Raw genomic sequence first — 26,399 nt, 5'->3', positions numbered from 1 at the left:
ATAGGCCTACCGCATGTTTGAACGTCCGTGACCGGCTGGCTTCTGCTGCTGTCTCTATTGATCCTCGGGGGGGTGCTCTCCACCCTTGGTGATCGACTGGGTTCGAGAGTCGGGAAGGCCCGTCTGAGCCTTTTCGGTCTTCGCCCGCGTCAAACCGCCGTAGTGATCACTGTGCTCACGGGGAGCCTGATCAGTGCTCTGTCGCTTGGACTGATGCTTCTGGTGAGCCGTCAGCTGCGCGTTGGCCTGTTTGAACTCAACGACCTCGAAGCACGCCTACGAAGCAGCCGCTCAGATCTGAAGGGCAGCCGCAATGCTCAGCGACAGGCTCGTCAGCAACTCGAAGAAGCTCGCGCCGATGAAATCAAAGCCAGAAAGATCCTGGCGAATGCCCAGGCACGAGCCGACGAGCTGCGCAGCACACTTCAACCCCTGCAGGAGCAGACTCGCCGACTTGAGGCGGAACGGCAGAGACTTAGCCAAGACGTGCGCAACCGTGATGCGGAAATCCAACGCACGGATAATGAACTTCGGGCGGTGCGGGAACGGATCAGCTCCGGCGAATCAGAGCTCCAGCAACTGGAGGAGAACCTGCTGGCCCTACGCCGTGGAGATGTCGCCATTAGCAGTGGCCAGCCATTGGCCACTGTGACGCTCAAGCTGGATCGTCCTGATCAAGCCAGGCAAGTGATTGACCAGGTGCTGCGAGAAGCCAATTTGCAGGCCTTTCAAAAGGTTCTGCCTGGACAGGCTCCGGATCGCCAAATCATCCTTGTGCCCCGCCAGGACATTGAAAGGCTGGAACAAGCCATCCGCAAACCTGGCACCTGGGTGGTGCTGCTGCGCTCAGCGGCCAATGTGCTGCGTGGTGAGCGCGTGGTTTACGCCTTTCCGGATGTGCGTCCCAATGTGGCCATCACCATGGAGGGAGAGGTTCTGGCCAAAACGACTCTTGCCAGCCAAGACACCAATCCAGAAGCGGTGCGAAACCGCATCAACCTGCTGCTGGCGTCCACCCTGGCGGAGGTCCGCCGACGGGGGTCTCTCAGCCAAGGACTTCAATTTGATGCCAACGCCGTCAACACACTCGCCCGAGAGCTGACCGAGCGAAGCGGCGGACTGGTTGAACTGGAAGCAGTGGCCGCGCAGCGTAGTGAAACCGCCGATGCCATAGCCGTCGAGCTCCGTCCGAGCCGCCGGCTACGGCCAACTTCAACGCTTCAGGACGAGATTCCATGAGCTGGATCGTCTCTGTTGACCCAGGACGCAACAAATGCGGGTTAGTCCTGGTCGATTGCGAAAGTGACTGCGTCATCGAAGGTCATGTCGTTGCAACCAAGGCTGTGCTGCACACCCTGCAGTGCTGGAGGCAGATCGCGCCCGTTGAATGCTTAGTGCTGGGGGATGGCACAGCCAGCGACAGCTTGAGGAATGAGCTTCCTGAGGATCTTCCCGTCAAGCTGGTGGATGAGCGCGGCACCACACTGCAAGCTCGCAAGCGTTACTGGCAGCTATGGCCGCCAAGAGGATGGCGGCGATTAATCCCCCAAGGTTTGCTGATACCACCTACCGAACTTGATGCCGTGGCTGCCCTGGTCATTCTTGAATCGGAGCTGGGCCGCCAAATCTTCTGGCCGGGACCAGCTCCTCTCAGAAACGCGCCCTCACAGTAAAGCTGTAATCACCTCCGGCTTCCAGCCTGTAGTCGGATTTGACAAGAAAGCGAAGCAACGCGTCCTGAATCAACGCTCTACCCAGGGAGGGCTCCACACTCAGCTCACCCCGGTCAAACAACCAGTGAAATGTCCAGGTGAAGCCACCCGCCTGAACCTCACCCTGCAGACACTTGTCTCGGAAGCTGTGTTGGTGCACCCGAAGATGAGCCGTGGTGACAGGCAATGGCGCCATCAGGCCGGATCGCCATCAACAGCAGGCTCCAGATTCACCGCATTGATGGCATTTCCTGCCCGATCCAAGCCTTGCCGCTGGATGTGATCGAGGCCGGACAACACTTCCCGCAGCACCTCCTGAAGGAGAGGTTCCTCAGCACGGTTGAACTGACCAAGGACGTGAGACACCGTGCGGGCACGGCGTTCCTCAGGATTGCGACCGGGAGCGCCGATTCCAATACGAAGGCGGGCGAACTCCTGGGTGCCGAGATGCTGAATAGTGCTCTTCAGACCGTTATGTCCGCCGGCACCACCGCGCGCCCGCAAGCGCAACCGTCCAAGCGGCAAGTCCATGTCATCGACGAGCACAATCAGCTGATGAATCCCCAGATCAAACCAATCCAGTGCTGCACGGATCGAACGGCCACTGTCATTCATGTAGGTCTGGGGCATCAGCAACCTGAGTCGAGCGCAACCGGAACCGACATCAGCGAGGTCACCATGAAGTTTTGACATCGCCTTGAAATTCCCACCCTCACGTGTTGTGAGCAGCTCAAGCGCCATGAATCCGACGTTGTGCCGAGTTGATGCATATTTTTCACCCGGATTGCCCAGTCCGACCACCAGACGGAGGTCCCCACGTTTGATCACCGATCAGTCCTCAGAGCCCTTTGGCGATGACGCAGCATCGGATGAAGAGGAGGGTGGAAGTTCCTCCGGATCTGCCATCGCCTTACTGATTTCGCGCTCAAATTCCTTGGAAGCCGTCTGAAAACCTTTCAAGGTTTTGCCGAGTGTCCGACCAAATTCAGGCAGACGCTTAGGCCCAAACACCAGAAGCGCAACGGCTCCGATGACGGCCATTTCAGGAAGTCCGATGCCGAAAATGTTCATGGAAGGTGATGAGCGGGCCGAATCAGGCGCCGCCGTTCCAGTTCACATTGATTCCTTCAAGGATCAGCGACTGGTTGTAGAGCTGAAGAATGACCAATAGGAAAACCAGAAACAGCACCATAAAGATGCCCATGACGGGAGTTGTACCCCATCCGGGCACAACCTTGCCGTACTCGGAGTTGAGGGGACGGAGCAGATCGCCCAAACGAGTGCGTTGTGCCATAGCGGCCCTGAGGTCTCGGGTGAAGTTCAGTCCAGATACTGTAGGGGTCCCGGCCCTGAACAGGGCTGATCCTGTCGAGAGATGTGATGGAAAGCTCCTCCCCGGCGCTGTCGGTGTCAATCGCAGTGTTAACCGCACTGCTCGGACTCACTGGTTTTGGCGTTTATACAGCCTTCGGACCACCGTCCAAACGCCTGGACGATCCCTTCGATGATCACGACGACTGAGGGGTTAGGCGCAGTTCTTTCAGGGCTCCTGGAAAGATCTCAGCGGAATGTTGTTGATCCTGAATCCACCAGCCCTGATCGCCAGGTGACCACTTCACCCTTGCGCCACCGGGGTTCAACAGCTGAATAAGGACCGAATTTTTAATCGCATCTGCTGATTGATCCGGTCGAATCGAAATCGGTACTAATTCTTTGGGTAAAGCAGGGAAACCCCGCCAGCGATCACGGGATTCAAGCGGTCCGAGCCAACCCGGTTCACGAAAGTGAATCGCTGCCTGCGCAAGACCATCCCGATACCACCCCTTCGCAACTGGCATCAGGGCCAGGCGATGACGATGCAGTCGCCGATCCGCCGATGGATCGGGCCAGGTTGGCCCACGCAGCAACGAGATTCCTAGGTGATGCGATCCGGCATCAACACCCTGAGGACCGTCGAGCAAGACGCCAAGTCCACCGCCGGGAGATGTTTCCTCACTAGCCAACCAGGAGATCACAGGCACCTCCCAACGGGCTTGCTCCATGGGCATCAAGGCAACAGCGGGTCGTTCGATCACGCCACCGCTGGTGTCCGCAGCCCAGCGCACCGCTGGCTTAGCCAGGGGGCAGACCATGCGAAGCAGTTCATGGGTCTGATGCCAGTCGATGGTCATTTGCAGTTCTACGGCGGGACTATCGGCTCGCAGCAGCACATCCATACGCAACGCGCTGCTCTCGATCGAACTGCGCAGCACCACCCTGGCCACCAGCGGGCCCTGCTCCACGAGCTCCAGCTGCCAGTCAGCAGCCATCGGCAGTGGGTACTGCGGATAATCCGCCGCCAGATCCCAGGCATCCCAGAACTCACCGCGGTCGCTGTAGCGCTTGAACTGCAATGGTTCTGAGAGCTGATCAACACCCTGCTCGTCCTGCAGTCGAGTCAGTCCCCTGTGGTCCAGCTCAAGCGTGAGCAGACCATTGTTGAGTCGCCAGCTCTGCTCGGCGATGACCTGAACCCGAACCGGATTCCGCACTACAGGAGCAGCTGTCGCAACCGCGGCTGCATCTTGATGACACTCCAGAGGCAGTGCCATCACCCCCTGGGCCTCGGGCAACTGCACCCACAGATCCCCGCCTGGAGCCACCTGTGACGGCAGGTTGTTGCCCTCACACGACCACCGGCCTAGCGGCAGCCGCACCAGTGGAGACCAGCGCTGCAGTGGCTGAAGGCCGCACCATGCCCAGCGTTGGCACCTCTTGCCAGGCCCTGAGTCCGCGGGCAATGCATGACTGATTAACTGACGGAGACCGGCAGTCCGCAACACTGCCGCAGCACGGCGGGCCGCTCGCCACTGGGGCTCCGCCTGATCAAACACCTCAGGAATCGATGTTCCCGGGAGAATGTCGTGAAACTGCTGGAACAGCAGCACCTGCCAGTCTCGCCGCTGCGTCGAGCCAGCCCCAAGGGCCTCCACCAGATCAGCTTCCCGCAGCAGGCGCTCCAGGGTGCGGTTGTGTCGTTTTTGATCCGGACGTGTGGTGGCACAGCCCCGATGCAGTTCCAGGTATAGCTCGTCCTTCCAGACGGGCAATGAAGCTCTGAGCGGCTCCAGCTGCGTCAAGTATTCACGGACCGTCCCTGCTCGACGTGGAGAGGCCTGTGGATGATTTTGCCAGAGCTGCATCTCTTCAAGCATTTCCCTGGTGGGTCCGCCGCCATGGTCACCAACTCCGGGCAACCACAGCGCTTGATCAACGCCTGCCTTGGCCAAGAAGCGCTGCTGTTCCTGCTGCATGGCCAGTGGATCGGCATCCGTACCGATGCCTGGCAACATCAACGCCAGCAGCTCGGCCCCGCCGCGGCCTCGCCAGCGAAACAGACGGTGTGGGAAAACGTTGGTGGAATTCCAGGCCAGCTTGTGTGTGCAGAACCAGCGCACACCGGTGACGTGAGCGACGGCTGGCAGCCCAGCGGCAAATCCGAAACTGTCCGGCAACCAGGCCAGGTCATGTTGCCACTCAGGGAACTGTCTATGGCTGGTCTCCTGGCCTATTGCAAATTGTCGCCAGAGAGAAGCCGTGCTCACAAGGACACAGTCGGTCTCAACCCAGGGACCGTTAATGGGCTCCCAACGGCCCAGACGACTGGCCTGCTGAATGCGTGCAAACAACGCAGGACGGTGGCACTCCACCCACTCGTACAAAGCCGGAGTGGAGTGAGCGAAATGCAGCTCCGGGAAGAGCTCCATTAGATCCAGAACAGAGCGGAAGGTGCGTTCAGCCGCCTGCCAAGTGTCAGCAACGGGCCACAACCAGGCCAGATCCAAATGGGCATGACCCACCCAGTGCAGTCCTCCGCTGGCACGAGCCTGTCCCGCGAGGTGTTGATCAACCTGAGACACCGCCCTGCCAGAGAGCGGATCGCAGTCAAGCCACAACTCAGGAACCGACTCTGCCGTGATGCCAGTGAGTTCAAGGGCCTGGGGAAGCAAGCACCCCTGCGGATCAAGAGCAGGCGACGCAGGTTCCCTCACCAGATCACTTCTGATCAGTGCACCATCGTCATGACAAGGACTGCGCAGCTCCAGAAGCACTCTCAGCCCTACCCCATGCCTCCAGTGAGCCGGAAGCTTCCAGCGGCAGCGCGTGTCGAACAGGTCCCCTTCATGAACGAGAACCCCATCCACCCAGAGCCGCACCTGGTCTGCCCACCAACTGAGCACGAGACGCTCAAGGCTCTCCTCGCAATGCTGCCAATGCTCTGGCCAGGCGATGGTCTGCTCGATTCGCAACCAGACGCCCCCTCTTGGCCAGATCAACAGCCCACGCTTCGCCCAATCAGGTCGATGCTGCGCCCCCCAGGGCTCTTCAAGGACGGAATGGCGGCACAAATCGCCGCAACGATGCCAAAAAGGCAGCCGATTGAGGTGGCTGCGACTTCGAAACGTTTCAATCCAAGCCAATCGCCGGGGCTGTAGAGGGGGCTGCATCGTGATCTCACAACCTTGACCCATAAGATGATGGCGCTATCCCAGACGCCGGTCGGTCTCCATGCTCGCCCTCAAGATTTCCGTTTACTCGGTCGTCTTCTTTTTTATCGGGATCTTCGTCTTTGGATTTCTGGCGAGTGACCCGAGCCGCACTCCGAGTCGCAAAGACCTGGAAGATTGAGTGCAGACGTGATCTGAGCGCACTCCGTTCAGGGGTCACGACGAACACTGGTCATTTCAGGAGAGATGCCGAGGATGCTCGTGTGAGGATCACCGGCCACTCTTGAGCGGATTTGCCAGCTTCCCGATCTCCCATCACGGTCACGGGACTTCTGGCTGTGGCTGCAGTCCTGGGAAGCCCAGCGCGATCAGAAGGTCTTGAGAACCTGGTCGACTTCGGAGTGATTCCACCCACCCGAGTGGAATCGTCCGCTGACGAAGATGGGGATAGCGAGGCGTCGACAACCGAGGCCAAGCAAGCGGAAATTGCAGAACCTCTGGCAGACGTTCAGCCTCCTCCCAAATTGCGCCTAAGGGCCGACCGCCAGACTTACGACGCCAAGCGTCAGTTGTTCGTAGCCGAAGGCAACGTCAGTGCGGTGATCAATGGCGGGGTCCTACGAGCAGATCGCCTGGAGTTCGACACGAATTTCAACAGCCTCTTCGCTCGCGGCAGTGTTCGTTATCGCAAAGGTGCTCAGTATTTCCAGGCCAGCAGCCTGCGGTTCAACTTGATCCAAGGCAGCGGTTCAATGGCGGACGTTTACGGCGTTCTCGATCTCGACACCGCTGCCGTTGATTTCAACCCACGACCGAGCAACCCAGGAGCACCGACGTCCAACGCACCGCCATCGGGTCAGGTCCCTGCAGAGGATCCAAGCCAAGACAGGTTGCTGCCAGTGATCGAGAGCACTGGCCTGGGATTCCCGACTGCCATTGACATCGAGCTTGACGCGTTCACGGCTAATCGCATCAGCCCCCAGGGTGATGATGCAGGCTTCTGGGACAGGGAACAGCCTCTGCCCAGCGAAGAATGGCTGGTCTCGGACACCACCCCACCAGAGAGCAAGGATGGGGAAGGCATGGCTTGCCCACCGGCCATCCCACCCATCCCCGACTGGCATCCGCACCCCTGGGCCATCACCGCCTGGGGCGGACAGATGATTGATTCCAACTTCGGCGACACCTTCTTGTTCAACGGAAGGATGCGTCCTGAATATCTGCTTGGCGTCAGCATGCAGAAACGCATCTGGCGAGCAGGACCGCTGCAACTGGAGCTGGAGGCTGATCTGTTTGCCCACCAGGCCTATGAACAGCAAGGGGGCCCGTTCAATCAGACCATTCCCAACGCAAATACCCCGGCCCAAACATTCGGCGAGGGCATCCTCGGCATTGGTGCTCGCCTGTGGGTTCAACCCTGGCTCAGCCTCGGCTTCGTCGAAGGCATCAGCTACAACTCTGCGGTCAGCAATTACGAGCGCACCTACCGCGAGAATTACGCGAATCTGCTCAACTACCTCGCTTTTGAGCTGGAAGCATCGGTGTCTCCGGAGCTTTCGATGGTGGGACGGATCCACCACCGCTCCGGAGCCTTCGGGACTTACAGCGGCGTAAAGGAAGGCAGCAACGCTTACTTGGTCGGACTCCGCTATCGCTGGGGGCAGGATCAACCTGAACCGGTGAGTCCTGAAGCGCCGCCTCCGCTGGGCTGCCCAGATTCCGACCGCGCAGCGCGGATCCAATCGCAGAGTCTCAGCGAACAACTCGAAGACATCACTCTTGGGAATCCTGTGCGGGAAACAGCTGCGAACTCAGCTGCTGCAGATCTCACACAGCCTCAGTCGCAGCACGCTGACTCGAGCCTTTCTCTCGCTGAACAGGAGAAACGTCGCAGCGCGGCCATTGCAGCCATTGATCAACGGATCAGCAGCATCCAGCTGCAGCAGCGGCTGGTGATCGAGCAAAGCCAGGGTGACAGTGACAAAGTCCGCAACAGCGAAGTTCTTGCCGCAAACAAATATGGCGGAGTGAAGCCTTCCCAACTGAATCAACGCGGAAAAAGCAAGCTGATCAGTGGCGAAATCAGCCGTTGGCGGATCCAGGCGACCCAGGTGACATTCACCCCCGAGGGCTGGACAGCCAGCCGGATGAGCTTCAGCAATGATCCCTACACACCGGCTCAGACCCGCATCGATGCGGAGGATGTTGTGGCCACGGAGCAAGAGAATGGAGACATCCTGATCAAGAGCCAGCGCAACCGATTGATCGTTGAAGAGCGGTTGCCAATCCCCGTCTCCAGGACACAAAGAATTCAAAAACAAGAAGAGGTCGTGAACCGCTGGGTGCTGAGTATCGACAAAGACGATCGCAGTGGTTTCTTCGTTGGCCGCGAACTCAAGTCCATCGAACTGTCGGACAACTTCATTCTGGATCTGCAACCCCAGTTGCTGGTACAGCGAGCGATTGACGGCAGCAACAACAGCTACGTGGCACCAGGAACACCCATCGATAGCTCCAAAGCAACACAAGACAATGCCCTCGGAGACCTGTTCGGCCTTGAGGCCGAACTCAGTGGCACGGTTCTGGGCTGGAACACTGAGGCGGAAGCCGATATCAGTACGTTCAATCCCAGCAATTTCATGAATGGCAGCCGTTTCTGGGGCAACGTGAATCGCTATTTCAAGCTGCCCCTACTTGGCCAAGTAGAAACGCGTTTCTTTGGCGCTTATCGGTACCGCACCTGGAACGGCTCACTTGGTGAGACCGACGTATACAGCGCTTACGGCGCTTTCGCTGAGCAGAAGGGCGACTGGCGATGGGGCAAGCTTTCAAACGACTACATCTGGCGCTTTGGCCTCGGTAATTACCAGGCTGAGAGTTTCACGAGTACCAACCTCATCGACACCACGCGGGCCAATTTCTACGGATCGTTAAACAGCAGCTATCCACTCTGGCGCGGTAAACCTGCTGCACTTACTCCGGAATCCGCTTACCGCTACTCGCCAGTAGCCATCGTGCCTGGCCTGACTCTGCGCACCAACATCAATACATCTCTGGCAGCCTTCGGGACCGGAAAGAGTCAGAACACGATCAGCCTCACCGGTGGACCAACGCTCACTCTCGGCACGTTCAGCAAGTCTTTTCTTGACTACACCCAGCTTTCCATCGCCGGTGGCGGCACCCTAAAAAACGGAGACAGTCCGTTTGAATTCGACCAGTCAGTGGACCTCGCCACCCTCGGCATCGGCATCACCCAGCAGCTTGCTGGGCCATTACTCCTGAATGCAGGCCTTGGCGTGAACATTGATCCCAACTCCGAGTTCTACGGCAATGTGATCAATTCCAATATTGAGCTGCGCTGGCAGCGCCGCAGTTATGACCTTGGTTTTTACTTCAATCCCTACGAAGGCATTGGCGGTTTCCGATTCCGCCTGAATGACTTCAACTTCACGGGGACAGGGCAGCCCTTCATCCCCTACACACCACGCAATCTCCCCAACGAACTTGACCGGCGACCGTTCTAACCAGAGCCTGCTTTAGTTGGGTCCACCCCCGTAAATCAGATGGCTGCCGGTGAGATCCGCACCTGCAAAACGCATGCCATCTGTGCGTACATCCGGTGCATAGGCATTGATCACCACAGCTCCACGGAGATCAGCACGACGCAGATCGGTTCTAGAGAGATCAGCATTGCTGAGTTGCGCTCCCTGCAGATCAGCTCCATCAAGACGGGCGCCACTGAGATCAGCCCCCTCCAGGTTGGTTTCGCGTAGATCAGCATCGCGGAGGTCGGCATCGCGAAGATCCACGCCGATCAGATGGGCGCCTTGCAAACGAGCCGAGCGCAGATCACAACCAGAACAGGCACCGCTGATCAACAATCGCTCCTTGGCCGATCCGTATGGCTGAACGAGCAATGACTGAATCGGCTCAGCCTTGGCAGTCACAGGAATCAATGCGCTGACCAGAAGGACAGCAGCAAGCTGAACAGGTCGAAACTGATTCATGGCATCAGTGCCTCTATCTCAGTCTTAGACAATCTGGTCTCTGCCTGCCATGGGGCATTCATCAAAAGCTTCCACCGAGCTCAGAAACCATTCAAATAGGGGAGTGCCTTCATCGTGCGGGTGAGCTCCGCATCTCTCGCCACGAGCTGGCCAGTGGCATCCCACTGGCCAGTGCGGAGCATGTCCAGAGAGCCTGAAGCCAGGGAAATGGTCTGAGACATTGATCCATCACTGAAGTTGAGCGCCTGAAGATCAAGCGTCCATTCAGTTGTGGCATCAGCCTCAACCGCATCCTGAAGAGCGCAGATCTGATCAGCCGTGGCTGTGGCACAGGGAATTCCCAGCGCGAGGCAATTGCCTTGAAAGATCTCGGCATAACTCACGCCCAGAACAGCACGGATCCCCCAGCGCATCAGTGCCTGCGGCGCATGTTCACGACTTGAACCACAGCCGAAATTGTCATTCACGACCAGGATCGATGCTCCCTGATGCTCCGGCTGGTCAAACGGGTGTGCTCCGGCCAGTTCCTTTCGATCATCAGCAAAGGCCTGTTCTCCCAGAGCTTCAAAGCTCACACACTTGAGAAAACGAGCTGGAATAATCCGGTCTGTATCGATGTCATCACCCCGCAGTACAAGTCCACGGCCAGAAACACGGCCGATCGGGCCCTGAGGGAAGGCGGTGGTCTCAGTCATCACAAAACAATCAGCGTTGGGCGAAATGGTCAGGGGCGGAATGGCACTGAATGCGGTGTGCACTCAGCTCAGCTGACGCACATCGCTCACCCGTCCAGCGATGGCAGCTGCAGCCACCATCGCCGGACTCATCAAAAGGGTTCGGCCACTGGCGGAACCCTGACGACCCTTGAAATTACGGTTGCTTGAACTCGCACTGATCTGGCTGCCTTCGAGACGGTCAGGGTTCATGGCCAGACACATCGAACAGCCAGGCTCACGCCATTCGAAACCTGCCTCACGAAACACCTGATCAAGTCCTTCCTTGATCGCGGCGCGAGCTACCTGTTCCGAACCAGGCACCACAAAAGCCTTGATGCCTTCGGCAACGTGCCGACCGCGAGCCACAGCAGCCGCGGCCTGAAGATCACTGAGACGACCATTCGTGCAACTGCCAATGAAACAGACATCCACAGGCACGCCTTCGATGGGCTGGCCGGGAGCAAGATGCATGTAGCGATAAGCCTCTTCGGCAATCGGGCGGTCAGCCGGATCAAGTTGGTCTGAAATCGGTACGCGTTCATCGACCCCGATGCCCTGTCCAGGCGTGATGCCCCAGGTGACCGTGGGAGCGATGGCAGCAGCATCGAAGCGAATTTCATCATCGAAACTCGCATCGTCATTCGAGGCGAGTGAACTCCACCAGGCAACAGCACGGTCCCAGATCTCCGCAGCTGGAGCCTCGGCGCGACCCTTCAAATAATCAAAGGTGATCTGATCAGGATTGACATACCCACAGCGTGCACCTCCCTCAATCGCCATGTTGCAAAGGGTCATCCGCTCCTCCATTGAGAGAACCTCAATCGCAGGCCCTGCAAATTCATAGGCGAAGCCAACTCCGGCCTTCACGCCGAGAGTCCGAATCACATGGAGAATCAGATCCTTGGCGAAGACCCCATCAGTGAGTCGGTTCTCCACCCAGATGCGGCGTACTTTGAGCTTGCTCATGGCAAGGCTCTGACTGGCGAGCACGTCGCGCACCTGGCTCGTACCGATACCGAAGGCAATCGCCCCGAAGGCTCCATGAGTGGAGGTATGGGAATCACCGCAGGCAACCGTCATTCCCGGCTGGGTGAGGCCAAGTTCAGGTGCAATCACATGCACGATTCCCTGACGGCCGCTCCCCAGTCCGTTCAGGGTGATGCCATGACGAGCGCAATTGCGCTCGAGAGTGCTGAGCATTTGCTCGGCCAGGGGATCAGAGAACGGTCGCTCCTGGCTAATGGTGGGAACGATGTGATCCACCGTGGCAACTGTGCGCTCGGGGCAGCGCACTGGAAGGCCCTTGTCGTCCAAAGCGGCAAAGGCCTGTGGACTGGTGACCTCGTGAATGAGATGCAGACCGATGAACAGCTGAGTGGCACCTCCAGGAAGATCTGCGACGCAGTGCAGATCCCAGACCTTGTCGTAGAGGGTTCCGCTGCTCATTTCATGTCAGCCTTCACCTGTTAACCCTAATGGCCGACATCCATCACATCGTCTCTATCAGACGCAATCGCAATCGATTCAATGCCTCTCCCACGCTCACGGTACGGACCCAGTCGCGTCCGCGACTTTCACCAAGACGGATGGGCTGGCTGAAGCAACCATCGGGGCCGGCAACGGCGATGTAGACCAATCCAACCGGCTTCTCCGCTGAACCACCAGCAGGGCCGGCAATACCCGTCACCGCCATCGACCAGTCGCTGCCCGTGATGCGTCGAGCGCCCTCAGCCATGGCTTGAGCCGCAGGATCACTGACCGCACCGAACTCCTCAAGGAGATCCGCTGAAACACCGAGCAAATGCTGTTTGACGGCATTTGAGTAGGCGATCACTCCACCCAGCAGCACATCAGATGATCCTGGCATCGCCGTGAGTTCAGCCCCCAACCCACCGCCGGTGCAGGATTCCGCGACCGAGAGAGTTTGCTTCCGCTGGCGAAGCTGTTCGAGAACCACACAAGCCAGCGACTGAGCATCACAGCCAAAACAGAGCGTGCCGGTGCGCTGACGCAACTCAGCCTCTGTGGCATCCAGCAGACGCAGAGCCTCAACTTCGGCTGGGGCATGGGCCGTGATGCGCAGCTTGACCTCACCACGACCGGCATAAGGCGCCACCGTTGGATTGCTCTGATCAAGCAGGTCATGGAGCTGTTCAGCAAGGTTGGACTCTCCAATACCCCAGAAACGCATCAATCGACTGCTGAACACTCCTTTGGAAAGCCCAGATTGTTGAAACCAAGGCACTGCAGTGGACTGCCACATTGCTCGCATCTCGCTGGGCACTCCTGGGAAAGTGAGCACAGTGAATCCCTCAATCGGGGACCAGATCATTCCTGGGGCCGTTCCGGTGGCATTGGGCAGCAAGCCTGCACCAAGGGGTAATAAAGCCTGCCGGCGCGTCTCGGCTCCAGGCTCCCGGCCACGACTATGGGCTTTGGCAGTGATGTCGTCCCAGACCTCAGGGCGCTCCTCCAATGGTGTGGAGAACGCAGCTGCAATCGCTTCGGTGGTGAGGTCGTCGGGAGTCGGACCCAGGCCACCGGTGGTAATCAGCACCCGTGAACGACGAGAGATGGCCTGCACCTCAGCAATTAAGCGTTCACGGTTGTCCCCAACTACGGTCTGACGGAAATGAGGTAGTCCAAGAGCGGCCAATTGCTCTGCAAGCCAACGTGCATTGCCGTTGACAATGTTGCCGAGCAACAGCTCGGTGCCGACGCAAAGAATCTCAACCCCAGAGGATGGGGAAGCTTCAGCCACGGGAATCCGAACAGCACGACTGAGCGCACTCTTGCTGAGATTCTTGCTCGGGCGCATCAATCACAATGTCACTGTGGCGATGACGCTGCATCACCATGACGGTTCCAACGAGGATCGCTGTAGCCAACGCGAGCCAGAGGAAACGCATCTCCACATTGGCAACCACCATGGCAATTGACGCCAACCACTGCGTGAACACGTAAATCAGCAGGACCGTTCTGCGATGACTGAAGCCTGCACGCAGTAAACGGTGGTGGAGATGACGACGATCGGGATAAAAGGGCGAACGGCCAGAGCGCAAACGCCCCATGATCACTGCTGACATATCTGCCAGAGGCAGGGAAAGGATCAACAGCGGCAAAAGAAGGCTGACTGTGGTGAGTCCCTTGGCAGGCCCAACGATGCTGATCGCCGCGAGACTGAAACCCAAGAAATAGGAACCACCATCACCCATGAAAATGCGGGCGGGATTGAAATTATGTCGAAGGAATCCGAGACAGCAGCCAGCCAGGGATGCTGCCAAGAAAGCAGCTGCCACCTGATGCAGAGAAAAACTCACTGACACCAGACCGATCGCAGCGATACCGGCAACGCCGGCAGCCAGCCCATCGAGACCATCCAACCAATTGATCGCATTGGTGATTCCGACAAGCCAGATCACCGTGGCGAGCAGACTGATCACATCCGGAAGGATCACTGCTTCGGCGCTGCTGGAGAGCCAGGGAAGATCAATCGCACCGATCTGAACCCCCTGTGACCAGACCACAACAGCCACAGCCACCTGGCCAGCCAATCTCGGCCACGGGGAGAGAGAAAGAAGGTCATCTGCCAGGCCGATCACAAAAAAGCAAAGTGATCCAGCCAGAGTTGTCCAAATCAGCTGATCTCGCGCTGGGGTCAACATCCCGAACCCCCCTAACAACCAGGTGAGGCCAAGCGCCAAACAAAACCCCAGCACCATTGCAATGCCGCCGAGACGCACCATCGGGACGCTGTGCTGCTTCCGTGCGTCTGGGGCGTCAGTAAAGCCGTGTCTGAGTCCGAGCTGCATCACCCACGGAGCGATCGCTGTAGTGATCAACGTCGACGTGACGAAGATCCCGACAGCAACTGCGAGGGGAGTACCCGCGAGAGTCAAACAAAACTCCGGAGGTGGCGACCCGGATAGGGCCGAAACACTGGGATCTTAGGCAGCCCTTTATGCAAGATCCAGTGGACCGTGGACCAGTCAGGCAAGCGCCGGCTCCGCAGCAGTGGCGTAGAGGGGGAAACGGCTGCACAGGCTGGCCACCCTCTCGAGACAACTGGCCTGAATGGCGTCGTCCTCAGGATTGAGCAATCGGTCCGCGATCACATCCGCCACTTCACGGAAGGCTGCGGCATCAAAGCCCCTTGTTGTGAGGGCAGCAGTACCCAGACGCAGGCCGCTGGTCACGAAGGGGGATTCAGGATCAAAGGGAACAGTGTTCTTGTTTGCTGTGATGTGAACATCACTCACGAGCAGATCTGCGACCTTTCCGGTCATCCCGATTCCCCTCAGATCGAGCAGAACCACATGGTTCTCGGTACCACCGCTCACCACATCAATCCCCCGCTCGATCAAGCGCTCCGCCAGTGCGGAGGCATTGGCCACCACCTGCTGGCTGTAAGTCTTGAACGAGGGCAGCAACGCCTCTCCGAAGGCGACTGCCTTCGCAGCGATGACATGCTCAAGGGGGCCGCCTTGACTGCCAGGGAACACGGCTTTATCAAATTTTTTGGCGAACTCAGCATCACGGCAGAGGATCAGGCCACCGCGGGGGCCACGCAGTGTTTTGTGTGTGGTGGTCGTTACGACATCGCAGTGAGGAACGGGGTTTGGATGAACATCCGCTGCCACAAGTCCGGCGATATGGGCCATGTCTGCAAGCAAATAGGCGCCTACCTCATCGGCGATCGCGCGGAACGCTGCGAAATCAATAATGCGGGGATAGGCGGAGTACCCGCAGACAATCAGTTTCGGCTTGTGCTCGAGAGCCAATGCACGGATCGCCTCCATATCAAGGCGCTGGGTTTGCTTGTCGACGCCGTACTGAACGACGTTGAACCACTTCCCACTGACGTTGACCGGAGAACCGTGGGTGAGATGGCCTCCATGGGAGAGGTCAAGACCCATGATCGTGTCTCCGGGCTGAAGCAGCGCCAGGAACACGGCAAAGTTCGCCTGAGCGCCGCTGTGAGGCTGAACATTGGCCCAGGCTGCGCCAAACAATTGCTTGGCGCGCTCGATCGCCAGCTCTTCGATTGCATCGACATGCTCACAACCGCCGTAGTAGCGCTTGCTCGGCAACCCTTCCGCGTACTTGTTAGTCAGCACGGAACCTTGAGCGTCCATTACCGCTCTTGATGCGAAGTTCTCGGAGGCAATCAGCTCCAGATGAGTCTCCTGACGCTTCTGTTCCTGATCAATCAGGCCGGCAATGGCCGGGTCGGACGATGCCAGAGATGCATTGATCGGGGTCGAAGCGAAATCCGCCATGCGTCGCAATATTGCTTTGCCCGAATCGTAAGCAACGAGTCCTGCCTTGACGTGACGTGACAGGACGTGAGCAAAAAAAAACTGCCCTGAGGCAGTTTCACAAACGCGCCTGGAGAGATTCGAACTCCCGACCCTCTGATCCGTAGTCAGATGCTCTAATCCGCTGAGCTACAAGCGCTTGCGTCACACCATCTGACCCCACGAAGGTGCCGTTCGTCAACAGGGTGCCATCCACACGCCAGAATCGTTGCACTGGAACGACACTCCCAATGCCCATCCGCTGGTACGGCACCGGTGACAACACAGATCCCCTCTACAGGCACTTCAGCCGGATTGTGAATTTCACACTGCATGCTGGGGCCTTCGTCGCAGTCAACAGTGGTCTGTGGTTTGTCCAGTCGATGCGGCACCCATGGAATCACCTGGATCTCTTCAGTGAAATCTGGTTGGCCGCCCTGTTGATCCACCTCGCTGTGGTTCTGAAGCTGCGGCCCGTTGATGATGCAGACAGCCGTGAATCCTGACGGCACGATGGATGAAGACACCCCCTCGCCATGACCCTTGATGCTGCTGACCTAAAAGATCTCACTGCAGCCCTGAGTGAACGGCTTTACCTCCAGATCGCTGGCTGGCATCTCTACCTTGGAGATGCAGGATTGGCTGAGACTCTGGCCATTGAATGCAGTGCTCTGCTGGACCAGGGTCCAGCCGTCTGTGCGCGACGAGCACTGGAAGCAGTTCAAGTTCCCATCGGTGCTGGAAGTAGCCGGCTGCCGCTTGGCCGCTTACTGCCATCCTCTCAACTTTCCGAGCTGGAGCAGATTCTCGAGGACCACTGCCGATAAGGTTGCTGAGCTTCAGGAAGTGCGCGTGCTCATCATCGAGGTCACCAATGCCCGCGACGTGGTGCGTCAGCGCATCGGCCGCCTGGGTGAGCGACTGATCGGCAAGGTCGTCGATCCCGAAGCACAGGTGGAGAAAGCCCTGATTCAAGAAATCGATACTGCTTTCCGGGAATTCGGAATCGAAGCCAGAATCTTGTCCGTGCAAGGCCCTCAGTTAGTAGGGCGCCAGCACATTGAGCTCCCCATACAAGTGAGGGAAGAGCGAGAGGTACGGCTCAACGACGCCGGAAGCGACTGACAATCCCACGGTTGATCTCGCTCACCTCCGGTACAGCCAGGGCCTGAGCGCAAAGCACAAACAGCATCAATCCCAAGGCACCGGAAAGGCCAACCTGGAACAGGCGCCCCATGAAGTTCTCAGGCCAGGTGATGCCAAAACTGAGCGCCCAGGCCGCCACTCCAGCAGCCGCTGCCGCAAGGGTGAGCTTGAGTGAATCGAAACCCCAGTCACGCAGCGGCAATCCACCCAGCCGCTTCTGCAGAGCCAAAAGCAGTGCAAGGCAAGTCAGCAAATTGATCAGAACGGTCGCCAACACCAATCCAGGTGCACCGAGATTGATCGGGAACTGAGGCCCCCAGGGGGAAGGGCCACCTACCAGTGCCCAGTCGAAAAGCACATTCAGGCCGATCCCCGCCATGGAGAGGCGAAAAGGAGTTGTTCCATCGCCAAGGGCATAAAAAACACGCACGAGTACATCCCGGCCGAGATAGGCCGGCATGCCAATCCCATAAGCCATCAGCAGACCCGTGACCAGTTGGACCGCTTGTTCATCAAATGCTCCGCGTTCGTAGACGAGGGCGACGATGGGCGTCGCCAACGCCAGGAACAAAGCTCCAAGCGGCAGCATCGAAGCGGTCGACAGCATCAGTCCCTGCCTGATCCTGGCGATCAAAGGCAACCGGTCTTCAGGGGCCGTGAGTCGGGAGAACGTCGGCAACAAAGGCACCAGCAGAGCATTGGAAATCAAGCCCAATGGGGTCTGCACCAACAGATTCGAGTAGCTCAGGCCTGCCGCAGCACCAAGGATTCCTGAGGCAAAAAACATGTCGGTGAACACGTTGATCTGCAGCATTCCCGAAGACAGGGTTGCGGGACCCATCACACGCCAGACCTCGCGCACTCCAGGATGACCCCAGTCCCATGACAGACGCAGGCTCGCCATCCCCTGGCGGGCCAATGCAGGTAGCTGCAGCAGCCACTGCAGCAGAGCCCCGACAAGCGTGGAGAGCGCCAGGACCACACCCCCCCAAAGAGCGTTCATGGGAAGGCCGATCTCAGAACCGAGCTGCCACCACAACAAACCCACTCCCAGGACGAGAGCCACGCTCGACATCAGCGGTGAGATAGCAGGAATCCAGAACTCATCAGCGGCATTCAGCGATCCGAAGCCAAGTCCGATCAGACCTGCCAGCAATGCCATGGGAGCCATCACCTGAAGCTGCGCAACGGCGATGCCATGCAGCTCTGGAGTTAGCCCCGGCCCAACGAGGGTGATCAAGGGGTCGGCAGCAAGCACCAACACCACGGTGACCACGAGCAGCAAAGCACTCACGGTGGTGTTGAGGGTGGCCAGGATATGGGCACCTTCCTCACGGGGCCGGCGGCTGAGCACACTGACCATGGCGCTGTGAAACGGGCCGTTGATCCCTCCCAGAAGAATTAACAGGAAACCGGGAAGGATGTAGGCGTAGTTGTAGGCGTCATAAGCCGCACCGACTCCGAACGCCGCCGCAATCACCAGCTGACGGATCAGGCCTCCAGCCTTGCTGAGCAAAGTGCCATAGGTGACCACCAGAGCGATGCGCTTGAGAGATCTCCCCATCGATGCCCGCTGAACCATGCGATTAATAAAAGAGAGTTTCGGTCCACCGCCAGGCACCATGGCGCCAGCCAGCCCGCCTCCATGACCGGCACCCCTCTACTTGAGTTCGAACCCCTAACCGAGGGTGTCCTGATCAAGCGCTACAAGCGCTTTCTCGCCGATGTGCAACTCCAGGACGGCTCCGTTGTAACCGCCCACTGCGCCAACACCGGACCAATGACCGGCGTGCTCCACCCGGGGGGCCGGGTGCGATTGCGCTACGCCCCTTCGCCAAAGCGGAAATTGGCCTGGACCTGGGAACAGGCAGAAGTGCCAGGAACGAACGAAGACTCTTGCTGGGTAGGAATCAATACAGCCTTGCCCAATCGCCTGATCAGAGCGGCCATCGAGGCTGGCTGCCTCCAACAAGCCCTGGGGCCGATCGGTGGAATCAAAGCAGAGGTGCCCTATGGAGAGAACCGCCGCAGCCGAATCGATCTACTGCTCACGCCGGATGAAGGAGCCCCTGATCCACGCCCGATCTACCTGGAGGTGAAAAACACCACCTGGTGCGAAGGGCCATTAGCTCTATTCCCCGACACGGTGACCGAACGGGGACAGAAACACCTTCAGGAGCTCATGGGTGTGCTGCCTGATGCACGTGGGGTATTGGTGCCGTGTCTGAGCCGCCCCGATGTGACCTGCTTCGCTCCTGGAGACAGTGCTGATCCACGCTACGGAGAGCTATTCCGGCAGGCCATGAATGCGGGCGTTGAGGTCCTTCCATGTGCATTCAGCTTCGAAGCAGACCGAATCTTTTGGAAGGGCCAAAAGCCTGTTCTGCCGGAGCAATCAGCGATTTTGTAACAACGGCGACTCGGAAAGTGTTCGCTTTTATGCAATTTGTGCAGGTCTGATGGTTCCTATCAGGACTATCTAAACCGCAGTTTCGCATTTTTTTTCCATGACAACTGCTCTGCATCCGCCATCGCGGCGGCGCAAAGCGCGCCTCCAAGAGGCAAGCCTGCTTGAAGGCCCCATGCTTCTTTTACAAAGCATCCGGGGGCTTCGCAGCCATCGTGCTTTGCTCTGGCTGGCCTGCGCACCCGTTGCACTGCTTGGCCTCGGCGTCTTCAACCTGTCTGCCCGCGCCGGCGTTGGTCTAACTGACCTCGACGGCATGCAGGCTGCGAAATTTCTTGCCGACAACCTCTGGTTGCTCGTTGCAGCCGCACTTGTGATCTTCATGAACGCAGGCTTCGCCATGGTCGAAGCCGGAATGTGTCGTCAGAAAAATGCGGTCAATATTCTCGCCAAGAACCTTTTCGTCTTTGCACTAGCCGTCACCGCCTACTGGGTCGTGGGTTACTCATTGATGTATGGCAACACCGAGCCTTGGATCATCAGCGGTTGGTTGTCCTTCAAAGGCTTTTTCTTCGATTGGAGTGCTGCCGATGCCCTCGCCTGCGCCGCCGGCCAAGGTCCAAAGGGGTGCTCACAGCTTGTGCCTTCGGTTGACTTCCTCTTCCAGGCCGCTTTCGCAGGAACTGCAGCGACTATCGTTTCGGGCCTCGTGGCCGAGCGCGTCAAATTTGGCGAGTTCGTGATCTTCTCGCTTGTTCTGACAGGTCTTATCTATCCCATTTCAGGATCCTGGGAATGGAACGGTGGCTGGTTGAACAGCGTTGGCAACAAGCCATTCATCGATTTCGCAGGCTCCTCGATTGTTCACTCCGTCGGTGCCTGGGCAGGCCTGGTGGGAGCAATGCTGCTTGGCCCCCGGATTGGTAAATACGTGAACGGCCGAACTCAGGCCATTCCCGGACACAACATGGCCATTGCCACCCTTGGCGCTTTGATTCTGTGGATCGGCTGGTATGGATTCAACCCTGGCTCACAGCTGGGTATGGATGAGTGGGTTCCTTACATCGCCGTCACCACAACCCTTGCAGCAGCGGGGGGGGCGATCGGTGCGACCATCGTCTCAACACTCACTTCAGGCAAGCCGGACCTGACGATGATCATCAACGGAATCCTCGCTGGACTGGTGAGCATCACAGCCGGATGCGCCAACCTCACATGGGTAGGTGCTTGGCTCGCCGGACTGATCGGAGGAATCATCGTGGTGTTCGCGGTGAGCGCTATCGACCGCGCAGGCATCGATGACCCCGTTGGAGCTTTTTCCGTTCACGGAGTCTGTGGCATCTGGGGCACTCTTGTCGTTGGCCTCTGGGGATTCGACCTCCAGGAGGAGGGTTCACCTCTCGGGCTATTTGTGGGGGGTGGCTTTGAGCAACTGGGTATCCAGGCTTTGGGTACAGCAGCCTTCGCTATCTGGGCTGTCGTGACCTGCTGGATCACTTGGAGCGTGATCGGCGCCCTGTTCGGCGGAATTCGCGTGACCGAGGAAGAGGAAGTCAACGGCCTCGACATCGGCGAACACGGCATGGAGGCGTATCCCGATTTCGCCTCTGCCGGCAACTGAAGTTCCAGGAAGAATGAAAAACCCCGGTCCAGAGGGACCGGGGTTTTTCTTGATTTGGTCAGTACGGCCATCAGCAAAAGACAGCTCCCACCCACAGCCCATAGAGTCATCGCACTGTTGCAGCGGCCATGGATACCCACGCCTTCAAGCGCTCTCTTCATAATTCCGACCGCTACAACCGTCGTGGATTCGGGCGTGCTGAAGAGGTCGCTGGAAGCCTGGAAGAGGCATACCAGAGCAGCCTGATCGGATCCATCCGCGAAAACGGCTATCAACTCAGCCACGGACGCCTGAACGTTCGACTAGCGGAAGCGTTTGGTTTCTGCTGGGGCGTAGAGCGTGCCGTTGCCATGGCTTACGAGACGCGCAAGCACTATCCAAGTGAGCGGTTATGGATCACCAATGAAATCATCCATAACCCTTCGGTGAATGATCATCTACGCAAGATGAATGTTCATTTCATCCCTGTCGATCAGGGGGTGAAGGACTTCTCGGGTGTGGAATATGGCGACGTGGTGATTCTTCCTGCTTTCGGGGCCACCGTGCAGGAAATGCAACTGCTCAATGATCGTGGCTGCCACATCGTTGACACCACATGTCCCTGGGTTTCCAAGGTGTGGAACACAGTGGAAAAGCACAAGAAACATGTGTTCACCTCGATCATTCACGGGAAGGTGAAACATGAAGAAACTCTCGCCACAAGTTCCTTTGCAGGGACCTATCTCGTGCTGCTGGATCTAGAGGAGGCTCAGTTAGTCGCTGATTACATCCTCGGCAACGGAGATCGAGACAACTTCATGGACCGTTTTGCCAATGCCTGCTCTCCAGGCTTCGACCCGGACCGCGACCTGCAGCGTGTCGGTGTGGCCAACCAGACCACCATGCTGAAAAGCGAAACAGAGGAGATCGGTCGACTGTTTGAACGCACGATGCTCAGCAAATTCGGTCCCATCAAGTTGAACGAGCACTTTCTGGCCTTCAACACCATCTGCGACGCCACCCAAGAACGACAGGACGCAATGTTCTCTCTGGTCGACGAACCCCTGGACCTCATGGTCGTGATCGGTGGGTACAACTCCTCCAACACCACCCACCTCCAAGAAATTGCCATCAGTCGTGGCATCCGCTCTTTCCACATCGATACGCCGGAACGAATCAGCGAGGACAACAGCATCGAGCACAAACCACTCGGCGAAGACTTAACCCGTGACACGGACTTTTTGCCGAATGGACCAATCACCGTTGGCATCACCTCCGGAGCTTCAACCCCAGATCGAGTGGTGGAACACGTGATTCAACGCATGATCGCCATCAGCGACGCAGATTGATCACCGCGAAGCTTTACATTGATTCATCACAGCACTTCCCCTGATCGGGGCTCGTCCGTCCTGCTCTTGTCGAGACCATCCGACGAAGCCCTACGTCATCACGAGGACGTGGACCCACAAGTGCGCTGCTACCGCAGCCACTTCAGTGACCGCATGGAAATGCGGGCAGATCCCAGCACAATTGCCACGTATCTCGACCAACACCAAGGTTGGTTCTGCAGGTGTGCTGCTCCGATGGAAGTCGAAGCGCTCGATCCCCAGGCATACGCTCTGACACTCGGACGCTTTGGCAATTTCGGCTTCGAAGTGGAGCCCACAATCGGCCTGCGGCTCCTGCCACGCCAAGACAGGAGTTACGCGATCGAAACCGTTGCCCTTCCAGATCACGACCCAGCTCTGGCGAAGTTGTATGACGTTGATTTCCAAGCCAATCTCTGCCTGGTGGACCTCCCTGAGAACACCGCGGAGCTCGATCAGACATGGGTCAACTGGACGCTTGATCTAACGGTCTGGATCGCACTTCCCCGAGTGATCACCATGCTCCCCAATGGGCTAGTTCAATCCAGTGGCGACCATCTGCTTCGCCAAATCGTGCGACAGATCTCACGCAGACTGACCTGGAAAGTTCAAGAGGATTTCCACTCAACCCACGAACTGACATGCCCTCCACGACGGAGAGCAGCTTTCTGACACTGGCTCAGGGAGAACGCCAACGATTAACAGACTTAGCGACTAACAAAAGCTGCTCAGATACAGCTTCTAATCGTAGAAAGCATGCTTCAAAACCTACCAAGTCAAGACAGCAATTAATTCCACAGACTCAAAAAATCAGGAAAAATTATCCATATTTGATCATGATTGATTGAAACATGAGTCGCCAAGGATCAGCGCAAAGCGCTTTAAATCACGCTTCAGATCAATCCTGAAGTTCCTCCTTTTAGTCCATCAGTTTTGCTGCATACTGTGAAAATGGTCATATGTTATGTTTTCTTTTTCTCGGCCAATCAGCAATGGCATTGTCAGGGTTTGAGATTGCAGTGGGTGGGATCGCTTCCATTCCAGTGTTGGGCGGCCTGATTTTTCTCGGATACAAAGCTTTCGGCGAGAAAAACCTCGACACATCCAAGCTGAAACCCAAAAAACCCGCAGCTGCCGACAAAAAAGCTGCTCCCGCCGCTGACAAAAAAGCCGCACCTGCTGCCGACAAGACATCTGCCCCTGAAGAGGGATAAATGCTTTCCAGGCCGTCCCTCGATGGCTCAACAACGCAGCATGTTTTCAAGAAATAGGCTTAAATCAAGTCATCCAAATTAAAAATAAATCCATCACAACAACGACTACAACCCCCTTTAATTTGTTGCGAATTGAAACCTTCGCTCTCCAGAAAGGGTAGGTTGATTTGCCGGCCAATCGTAATTATTGGCTCACGCTGGAGACAAAAAAGATGCATGAATCAATTCATTGGCGACTAAGATTGAGTCTTAATGATTAGCAATCATGGATGACTGGAGTCAGCAGCTTCTGAAGCTGAATTTCCAAAAAGAAAAAAAAGAAGATGGGTCGTCCTCTTACACGCTAATCCTGGGACATCGGCGAGACTCTTACTGGACAAAGATCACCGTGAAGCAGGTTGGCTCACCCATACCAGACGCATGGCAAGTGACCTGTGCAAGATCAGAAATTCGAGTTGGTCTCTGGAAAATTCATAATACGACCCAAGACATCAGCGTCGTTGTCCACACAAGCGCCCAAAAAATGATCGAAGATATCAATTACCAAACAAGCCTGAAGCCAAGCTTTTTAACAAGAATCAGCAACTGATCCCATTACAAACTTGCTTGATCAACGAACATTGCAAAATCCAACGTGAGGCCAACTCTCAACCCAAATGAGATCGATAACGCCATCAGCCAGGCCGATCTCAGCGACATTGAAAGCGAAATTATTGAATACATACGATATATCGGGGTGTTCAATGAACTCAGCTTAAAGAAGGCATTGTCCATGCCATCCAAACCGCCTGCTTTATATCGATTGTGCAAGGCATGTGAAAAGATTGGCCATCATCTCCCTGTTCAATTCAAAGCGATGATGACTTGGTCAGAAGATCAAAGCGATGACAACATCGCGTGGCAAGGAAATTTAGTTTGTGCAATCGCATACACATGCGACGGGACTAAACTACAACCAGAGAATGCAACATCGCTATATCATACTTTTGCAGTTCATAAAGAATTATTTAACGGCTTAGAGGCAGATTGAAAGGCATGCCGGATACAGAATTCAGCTGTATAGTAAGCCACAATGCATTGTTAAATACTATTTGATCGAAGCCTCGCGGCAAGAAAAAATAGTGTTGAGAGGTTTCTCTATGAAATTTACGATTGTCTTTGCATCAGCAACCGGTCATACGGAAGACATCGCCGAGAGGCTCGACCAGCTCCTTCCTGATTCTGAACTCAAAGAGCTCAGTGATTTTCAGGACATCAAGGATATTGAAGACTGTGAGGCCCTGATCTGCTGCACACCCACCTGGAATACGGGGTCCGACGTCAAAAGGTCAGGCACCGATTGGGACGAGCACATCGAGCAGATTCCAGCTCTCAATTGTTCAGGAAAACCTGTGGCCATCGTTGGCCTTGGAGATTCAGCAGCTTTCAGCAAATTTTTCTGTGATGCAATGGAAGAGCTCTATACAGCGTTCCAGAAAGCTGGTGGAAACCTCATTGGGCGTGTATCAGGTGAAGACTATATTTTTGATGATTCAAAAAGCATGATCGATGGGATGTTTTGTGGGCTTCCAATTGATGAAGACAATGAGTCAGAAAAGACGCAGGGTCGCTTGGAAGCTTGGTGCAAAACAATCTTGGAAGAATCAAGATAATGACACTTCAATCTTCAACCAAAACTGTCGGCAGCCTAAATGTTTTCAATTATATCGAACCCAATATCAATTGATTTTCAGAGAAAGCAAATCAATAAATCAATTGGTTTGCTTGTTCTGAAAAGACATGCAATTCAAAGGAAGTCCAGCAATGATGCTGACCAGTAAAGGCGTCATGACCATGGCAAAAATAAGAAGCCCAATCGGCTGTGGAGTTGATTCACGTGTTGCCTGAAGCAAGGCGAGCACACAACTGCTCACGTACAACAGCGATATTAGAAAAGGCTTCAGCACCTGAACCGTATTTCAATGTCGATAGATCCTAAGACAGCCAGGAAAGATTGCGAGTTCTGCTGAACCCAATCCTTGAACGAGAACGTGCCAAGCCCGGCTGAATGACATGAATAGATGCAACTTTGACAACAGAACCAAAAGTAAACTTTAATAAAGCCAGCGGAACTACACGCAGCCGGCAATCAAAAGAGCTATCAACTATCTTTCTTTGCAGAGATTGAAGCAACAGATTACTCCTTTAACTATAAAAAATGGAGGACTTCGCGGCGCAGGATCGGCCAAAATAAATCAACTTCAACGTGAATAGTGGTTGAACCGAATTGGGACTATTTCATTAACGCTCCATTGGATCAAGGGACGATTCAGTTTGAAACGAAAACTGAAAGGGCTCTACACGCAAGAGTTGTGGCAGCAGAAGCCAACTGGATGCAATACAAGAGCTGCGAGCAACTCAGTGCTTATTGGTGCGCTAAGCGTGATCTCGATGTGTTTCGAGAAGG

28 protein-coding genes and 1 tRNA gene are annotated in these 26,399 nt (G+C 56.5%); 16 read left to right on the top strand and 13 right to left on the bottom strand.

Annotated elements, in window-relative coordinates:
• Positions 1-27: 27 nt before the first annotated feature.
• Positions 28-1,239: a DUF3084 domain-containing protein gene (locus SynBIOSU31_RS01705; protein WP_186491602.1), complete on the top strand. Its 1,212-nt coding sequence runs from the start codon at positions 28-30 to the stop codon at positions 1,237-1,239.
• A complete protein-coding gene (locus SynBIOSU31_RS01700) occupies positions 1,236-1,673 on the top strand; it encodes a resolvase (protein WP_186491600.1) in 438 nt (145 codons plus the stop codon). The genes SynBIOSU31_RS01705 and SynBIOSU31_RS01700 overlap by 4 nt, the downstream gene beginning before the upstream one ends.
• On the opposite strand, the gene SynBIOSU31_RS01695 is transcribed toward SynBIOSU31_RS01700, so the two are convergent.
• From SynBIOSU31_RS01695 to psbH, 4 genes are read right to left on the bottom strand one after another with little or no spacing between them, the layout of a single operon-like run.
• Entirely contained in the window at positions 1,651-1,908 is a 258-nt protein-coding gene (locus SynBIOSU31_RS01695) for a DUF3146 family protein (protein ID WP_066904730.1), read from the bottom strand. The two genes, SynBIOSU31_RS01700 and SynBIOSU31_RS01695, sit on opposite strands and share 23 nt — an antisense overlap.
• Positions 1,908-2,537 (bottom strand): aminoacyl-tRNA hydrolase, encoded by a 630-nt coding sequence (pth, locus tag SynBIOSU31_RS01690; protein ID WP_186492775.1) that lies wholly within the window; start codon positions 2,535-2,537, stop codon positions 1,908-1,910. The genes SynBIOSU31_RS01695 and pth overlap by 1 nt, the downstream gene beginning before the upstream one ends.
• 6 nt (positions 2,538-2,543) lie before the next feature.
• On the bottom strand, positions 2,544-2,783 hold the full coding sequence (locus SynBIOSU31_RS01685; protein WP_186491599.1) for a TatA/E family twin arginine-targeting protein translocase: 240 nt from the start codon (positions 2,781-2,783) through the stop codon (positions 2,544-2,546).
• Between the two features lie 22 nt (positions 2,784-2,805).
• Complete coding sequence (psbH, locus tag SynBIOSU31_RS01680) at positions 2,806-3,006, bottom strand: photosystem II reaction center phosphoprotein PsbH (RefSeq protein ID WP_066904734.1); 201 nt, start codon at positions 3,004-3,006, stop codon at positions 2,806-2,808.
• Positions 3,007-3,092: 86 nt separating this feature from the next.
• Between psbH and psbN the strand changes: the two genes are divergently transcribed.
• The gene (gene psbN, locus SynBIOSU31_RS01675) at positions 3,093-3,233 is read left to right on the top strand and encodes a photosystem II reaction center protein PsbN (protein WP_115126914.1); all 141 of its coding nucleotides are present in this window, start codon (positions 3,093-3,095) and stop codon (positions 3,231-3,233) included.
• Here psbN and SynBIOSU31_RS01670 read toward each other — a convergent pair.
• Positions 3,221-6,223, bottom strand: coding sequence for an alpha-mannosidase (locus SynBIOSU31_RS01670; protein WP_255477308.1), 3,003 nt, complete (start codon positions 6,221-6,223; stop codon positions 3,221-3,223). The two genes, psbN and SynBIOSU31_RS01670, sit on opposite strands and share 13 nt — an antisense overlap.
• A gap of 37 nt (positions 6,224-6,260) precedes the next feature.
• Between SynBIOSU31_RS01670 and SynBIOSU31_RS01665 the strand changes: the two genes are divergently transcribed.
• Together SynBIOSU31_RS01665 and SynBIOSU31_RS01660 are read left to right on the top strand one after the other, a co-directional pair.
• On the top strand, positions 6,261-6,380 hold the full coding sequence (locus SynBIOSU31_RS01665; RefSeq protein WP_006172424.1) for a photosystem II reaction center protein I: 120 nt from the start codon (positions 6,261-6,263) through the stop codon (positions 6,378-6,380).
• A 112-nt stretch (positions 6,381-6,492) separates the two neighbouring features.
• Entirely contained in the window at positions 6,493-9,723 is a 3,231-nt protein-coding gene (locus tag SynBIOSU31_RS01660) for a DUF3769 domain-containing protein (RefSeq protein WP_186491597.1), read from the top strand.
• A gap of 12 nt (positions 9,724-9,735) precedes the next feature.
• Here the strand turns inward: SynBIOSU31_RS01660 and SynBIOSU31_RS01655 are convergent, their stop codons facing one another.
• The 7 genes from SynBIOSU31_RS01655 to SynBIOSU31_RS01625 all read right to left on the bottom strand — a co-directional run bounded on the left by SynBIOSU31_RS01655 (position 9,736) and on the right by SynBIOSU31_RS01625 (position 16,379).
• Positions 9,736-10,206, bottom strand: coding sequence for a pentapeptide repeat-containing protein (locus SynBIOSU31_RS01655; protein ID WP_186491595.1), 471 nt, complete (start codon positions 10,204-10,206; stop codon positions 9,736-9,738).
• Positions 10,207-10,286: 80 nt separating this feature from the next.
• Positions 10,287-10,901, bottom strand: a complete 615-nt coding sequence (locus SynBIOSU31_RS01650) for a 3-isopropylmalate dehydratase small subunit (RefSeq protein ID WP_186491593.1) — start codon at positions 10,899-10,901, stop codon at positions 10,287-10,289.
• A gap of 63 nt (positions 10,902-10,964) precedes the next feature.
• A complete protein-coding gene (gene leuC / locus SynBIOSU31_RS01645; protein WP_186491592.1) occupies positions 10,965-12,368 on the bottom strand; it encodes a 3-isopropylmalate dehydratase large subunit in 1,404 nt (467 codons plus the stop codon).
• Between the two features lie 43 nt (positions 12,369-12,411).
• On the bottom strand, positions 12,412-13,740 hold the full coding sequence (locus SynBIOSU31_RS01640) for a competence/damage-inducible protein A (RefSeq protein WP_370593649.1): 1,329 nt from the start codon (positions 13,738-13,740) through the stop codon (positions 12,412-12,414).
• Complete coding sequence (locus SynBIOSU31_RS01635) at positions 13,676-14,821, bottom strand: MraY family glycosyltransferase (RefSeq protein WP_186491590.1); 1,146 nt, start codon at positions 14,819-14,821, stop codon at positions 13,676-13,678. The genes SynBIOSU31_RS01640 and SynBIOSU31_RS01635 overlap by 65 nt, the downstream gene beginning before the upstream one ends.
• 90 nt (positions 14,822-14,911) lie before the next feature.
• Positions 14,912-16,201, bottom strand: a complete 1,290-nt coding sequence (gene glyA / locus SynBIOSU31_RS01630; protein ID WP_255477307.1) for a serine hydroxymethyltransferase — start codon at positions 16,199-16,201, stop codon at positions 14,912-14,914.
• 104 nt (positions 16,202-16,305) lie between these two features.
• Positions 16,306-16,379 (bottom strand) — tRNA-Arg (locus tag SynBIOSU31_RS01625).
• A gap of 91 nt (positions 16,380-16,470) precedes the next feature.
• On the opposite strand from SynBIOSU31_RS01625, the gene SynBIOSU31_RS01620 reads away from it, so the two are divergent.
• From SynBIOSU31_RS01620 to SynBIOSU31_RS01610, 3 genes are read left to right on the top strand one after another with little or no spacing between them, the layout of a single operon-like run.
• The gene (locus tag SynBIOSU31_RS01620) at positions 16,471-16,725 is read left to right on the top strand and encodes a hypothetical protein (protein WP_186491589.1); all 255 of its coding nucleotides are present in this window, start codon (positions 16,471-16,473) and stop codon (positions 16,723-16,725) included.
• 30 nt (positions 16,726-16,755) lie between these two features.
• Positions 16,756-17,046, top strand: coding sequence for a DUF3181 family protein (locus tag SynBIOSU31_RS01615; RefSeq protein WP_186491588.1), 291 nt, complete (start codon positions 16,756-16,758; stop codon positions 17,044-17,046).
• 25 nt (positions 17,047-17,071) lie between these two features.
• A complete protein-coding gene (locus SynBIOSU31_RS01610; RefSeq protein WP_186492771.1) occupies positions 17,072-17,344 on the top strand; it encodes a cytochrome-c oxidase in 273 nt (90 codons plus the stop codon).
• Here SynBIOSU31_RS01610 and murJ read toward each other — a convergent pair.
• Positions 17,322-18,929, bottom strand: a complete 1,608-nt coding sequence (gene murJ / locus SynBIOSU31_RS01605; protein WP_186491587.1) for a murein biosynthesis integral membrane protein MurJ — start codon at positions 18,927-18,929, stop codon at positions 17,322-17,324. The two genes, SynBIOSU31_RS01610 and murJ, sit on opposite strands and share 23 nt — an antisense overlap.
• An 81-nt stretch (positions 18,930-19,010) precedes the next feature.
• Between murJ and sfsA the strand changes: the two genes are divergently transcribed.
• The 8 genes from sfsA (at position 19,011) to fldA (ending at position 25,605) form a co-directional block, all read left to right on the top strand.
• Positions 19,011-19,775, top strand: a complete 765-nt coding sequence (sfsA, locus tag SynBIOSU31_RS01600; protein ID WP_186491586.1) for a DNA/RNA nuclease SfsA — start codon at positions 19,011-19,013, stop codon at positions 19,773-19,775.
• Positions 19,776-19,872: 97 nt separating this feature from the next.
• Positions 19,873-21,393 carry an ammonium transporter gene (locus SynBIOSU31_RS01595; protein ID WP_186491585.1) on the top strand — a complete coding sequence of 507 codons (1,521 nt, stop codon included), beginning with the start codon at positions 19,873-19,875 and terminating at the stop codon, positions 21,391-21,393.
• A 128-nt stretch (positions 21,394-21,521) separates the two neighbouring features.
• Complete coding sequence (locus SynBIOSU31_RS01590; RefSeq protein ID WP_186491584.1) at positions 21,522-22,721, top strand: 4-hydroxy-3-methylbut-2-enyl diphosphate reductase; 1,200 nt, start codon at positions 21,522-21,524, stop codon at positions 22,719-22,721.
• A 66-nt stretch (positions 22,722-22,787) separates the two neighbouring features.
• Complete coding sequence (locus SynBIOSU31_RS01585; protein WP_255477306.1) at positions 22,788-23,411, top strand: DUF1997 domain-containing protein; 624 nt, start codon at positions 22,788-22,790, stop codon at positions 23,409-23,411.
• Between the two features lie 320 nt (positions 23,412-23,731).
• Positions 23,732-23,953, top strand: coding sequence for a hypothetical protein (locus SynBIOSU31_RS01580; protein ID WP_186491581.1), 222 nt, complete (start codon positions 23,732-23,734; stop codon positions 23,951-23,953).
• 265 nt (positions 23,954-24,218) lie between these two features.
• Positions 24,219-24,542, top strand: a complete 324-nt coding sequence (locus tag SynBIOSU31_RS01575; RefSeq protein ID WP_186491579.1) for a hypothetical protein — start codon at positions 24,219-24,221, stop codon at positions 24,540-24,542.
• 45 nt (positions 24,543-24,587) lie between these two features.
• The gene (locus SynBIOSU31_RS01570) at positions 24,588-24,983 is read left to right on the top strand and encodes a hypothetical protein (RefSeq protein ID WP_186491577.1); all 396 of its coding nucleotides are present in this window, start codon (positions 24,588-24,590) and stop codon (positions 24,981-24,983) included.
• 61 nt (positions 24,984-25,044) lie between these two features.
• A complete protein-coding gene (fldA, locus tag SynBIOSU31_RS01565) occupies positions 25,045-25,605 on the top strand; it encodes a flavodoxin FldA (RefSeq protein ID WP_370593647.1) in 561 nt (186 codons plus the stop codon).
• Positions 25,606-26,399 lie beyond the last annotated feature (794 nt).

The organism is Synechococcus sp. BIOS-U3-1 (assembly GCF_014279975.1).
Taxonomy (GTDB): Bacteria; Cyanobacteriota; Cyanobacteriia; order PCC-6307; family Cyanobiaceae; genus Synechococcus_C.
The sequence above is the reverse complement of the archived record's forward strand: the minus strand, read 5'-3'. Positions and strand labels throughout refer to the sequence as shown.

Bases quoted from the DNA above. Each gene is read 5' to 3' on its own strand.
- SynBIOSU31_RS01580 (WP_186491581.1), top strand. From the start codon at position 23,732: ATGGCATTGTCAGGGTTTGAGATTGCAGTGGGTGGGATCGCTTCCATT.
- SynBIOSU31_RS01595 (WP_186491585.1), top strand. From the start codon at position 19,873: ATGACAACTGCTCTGCATCCGCCATCGCGGCGGCGCAAAGCGCGCCTC.
- sfsA (WP_186491586.1), top strand. From the start codon at position 19,011: ATGACCGGCACCCCTCTACTTGAGTTCGAACCCCTAACCGAGGGTGTC.
- SynBIOSU31_RS01655 (WP_186491595.1), bottom strand. From the start codon at position 10,206: ATGAATCAGTTTCGACCTGTTCAGCTTGCTGCTGTCCTTCTGGTCAGC.
- SynBIOSU31_RS01575 (WP_186491579.1), top strand. From the start codon at position 24,219: ATGGATGACTGGAGTCAGCAGCTTCTGAAGCTGAATTTCCAAAAAGAA.
- SynBIOSU31_RS01670 (WP_255477308.1), bottom strand. From the start codon at position 6,223: ATGGGTCAAGGTTGTGAGATCACGATGCAGCCCCCTCTACAGCCCCGG.
- murJ (WP_186491587.1), bottom strand. From the start codon at position 18,929: ATGGGGAGATCTCTCAAGCGCATCGCTCTGGTGGTCACCTATGGCACT.
- SynBIOSU31_RS01665 (WP_006172424.1), top strand. From the start codon at position 6,261: ATGCTCGCCCTCAAGATTTCCGTTTACTCGGTCGTCTTCTTTTTTATC.
- leuC (WP_186491592.1), bottom strand. From the start codon at position 12,368: ATGAGCAGCGGAACCCTCTACGACAAGGTCTGGGATCTGCACTGCGTC.
- SynBIOSU31_RS01650 (WP_186491593.1), bottom strand. From the start codon at position 10,901: ATGACTGAGACCACCGCCTTCCCTCAGGGCCCGATCGGCCGTGTTTCT.
- SynBIOSU31_RS01695 (WP_066904730.1), bottom strand. From the start codon at position 1,908: ATGGCGCCATTGCCTGTCACCACGGCTCATCTTCGGGTGCACCAACAC.
- psbN (WP_115126914.1), top strand. From the start codon at position 3,093: ATGGAAAGCTCCTCCCCGGCGCTGTCGGTGTCAATCGCAGTGTTAACC.
- glyA (WP_255477307.1), bottom strand. From the start codon at position 16,201: ATGGCGGATTTCGCTTCGACCCCGATCAATGCATCTCTGGCATCGTCC.
- SynBIOSU31_RS01620 (WP_186491589.1), top strand. From the start codon at position 16,471: ATGCCCATCCGCTGGTACGGCACCGGTGACAACACAGATCCCCTCTAC.
- SynBIOSU31_RS01590 (WP_186491584.1), top strand. From the start codon at position 21,522: ATGGATACCCACGCCTTCAAGCGCTCTCTTCATAATTCCGACCGCTAC.
- SynBIOSU31_RS01640 (WP_370593649.1), bottom strand. From the start codon at position 13,740: ATGCGCCCGAGCAAGAATCTCAGCAAGAGTGCGCTCAGTCGTGCTGTT.
- SynBIOSU31_RS01700 (WP_186491600.1), top strand. From the start codon at position 1,236: ATGAGCTGGATCGTCTCTGTTGACCCAGGACGCAACAAATGCGGGTTA.
- psbH (WP_066904734.1), bottom strand. From the start codon at position 3,006: ATGGCACAACGCACTCGTTTGGGCGATCTGCTCCGTCCCCTCAACTCC.
- SynBIOSU31_RS01615 (WP_186491588.1), top strand. From the start codon at position 16,756: ATGACCCTTGATGCTGCTGACCTAAAAGATCTCACTGCAGCCCTGAGT.
- SynBIOSU31_RS01685 (WP_186491599.1), bottom strand. From the start codon at position 2,783: ATGAACATTTTCGGCATCGGACTTCCTGAAATGGCCGTCATCGGAGCC.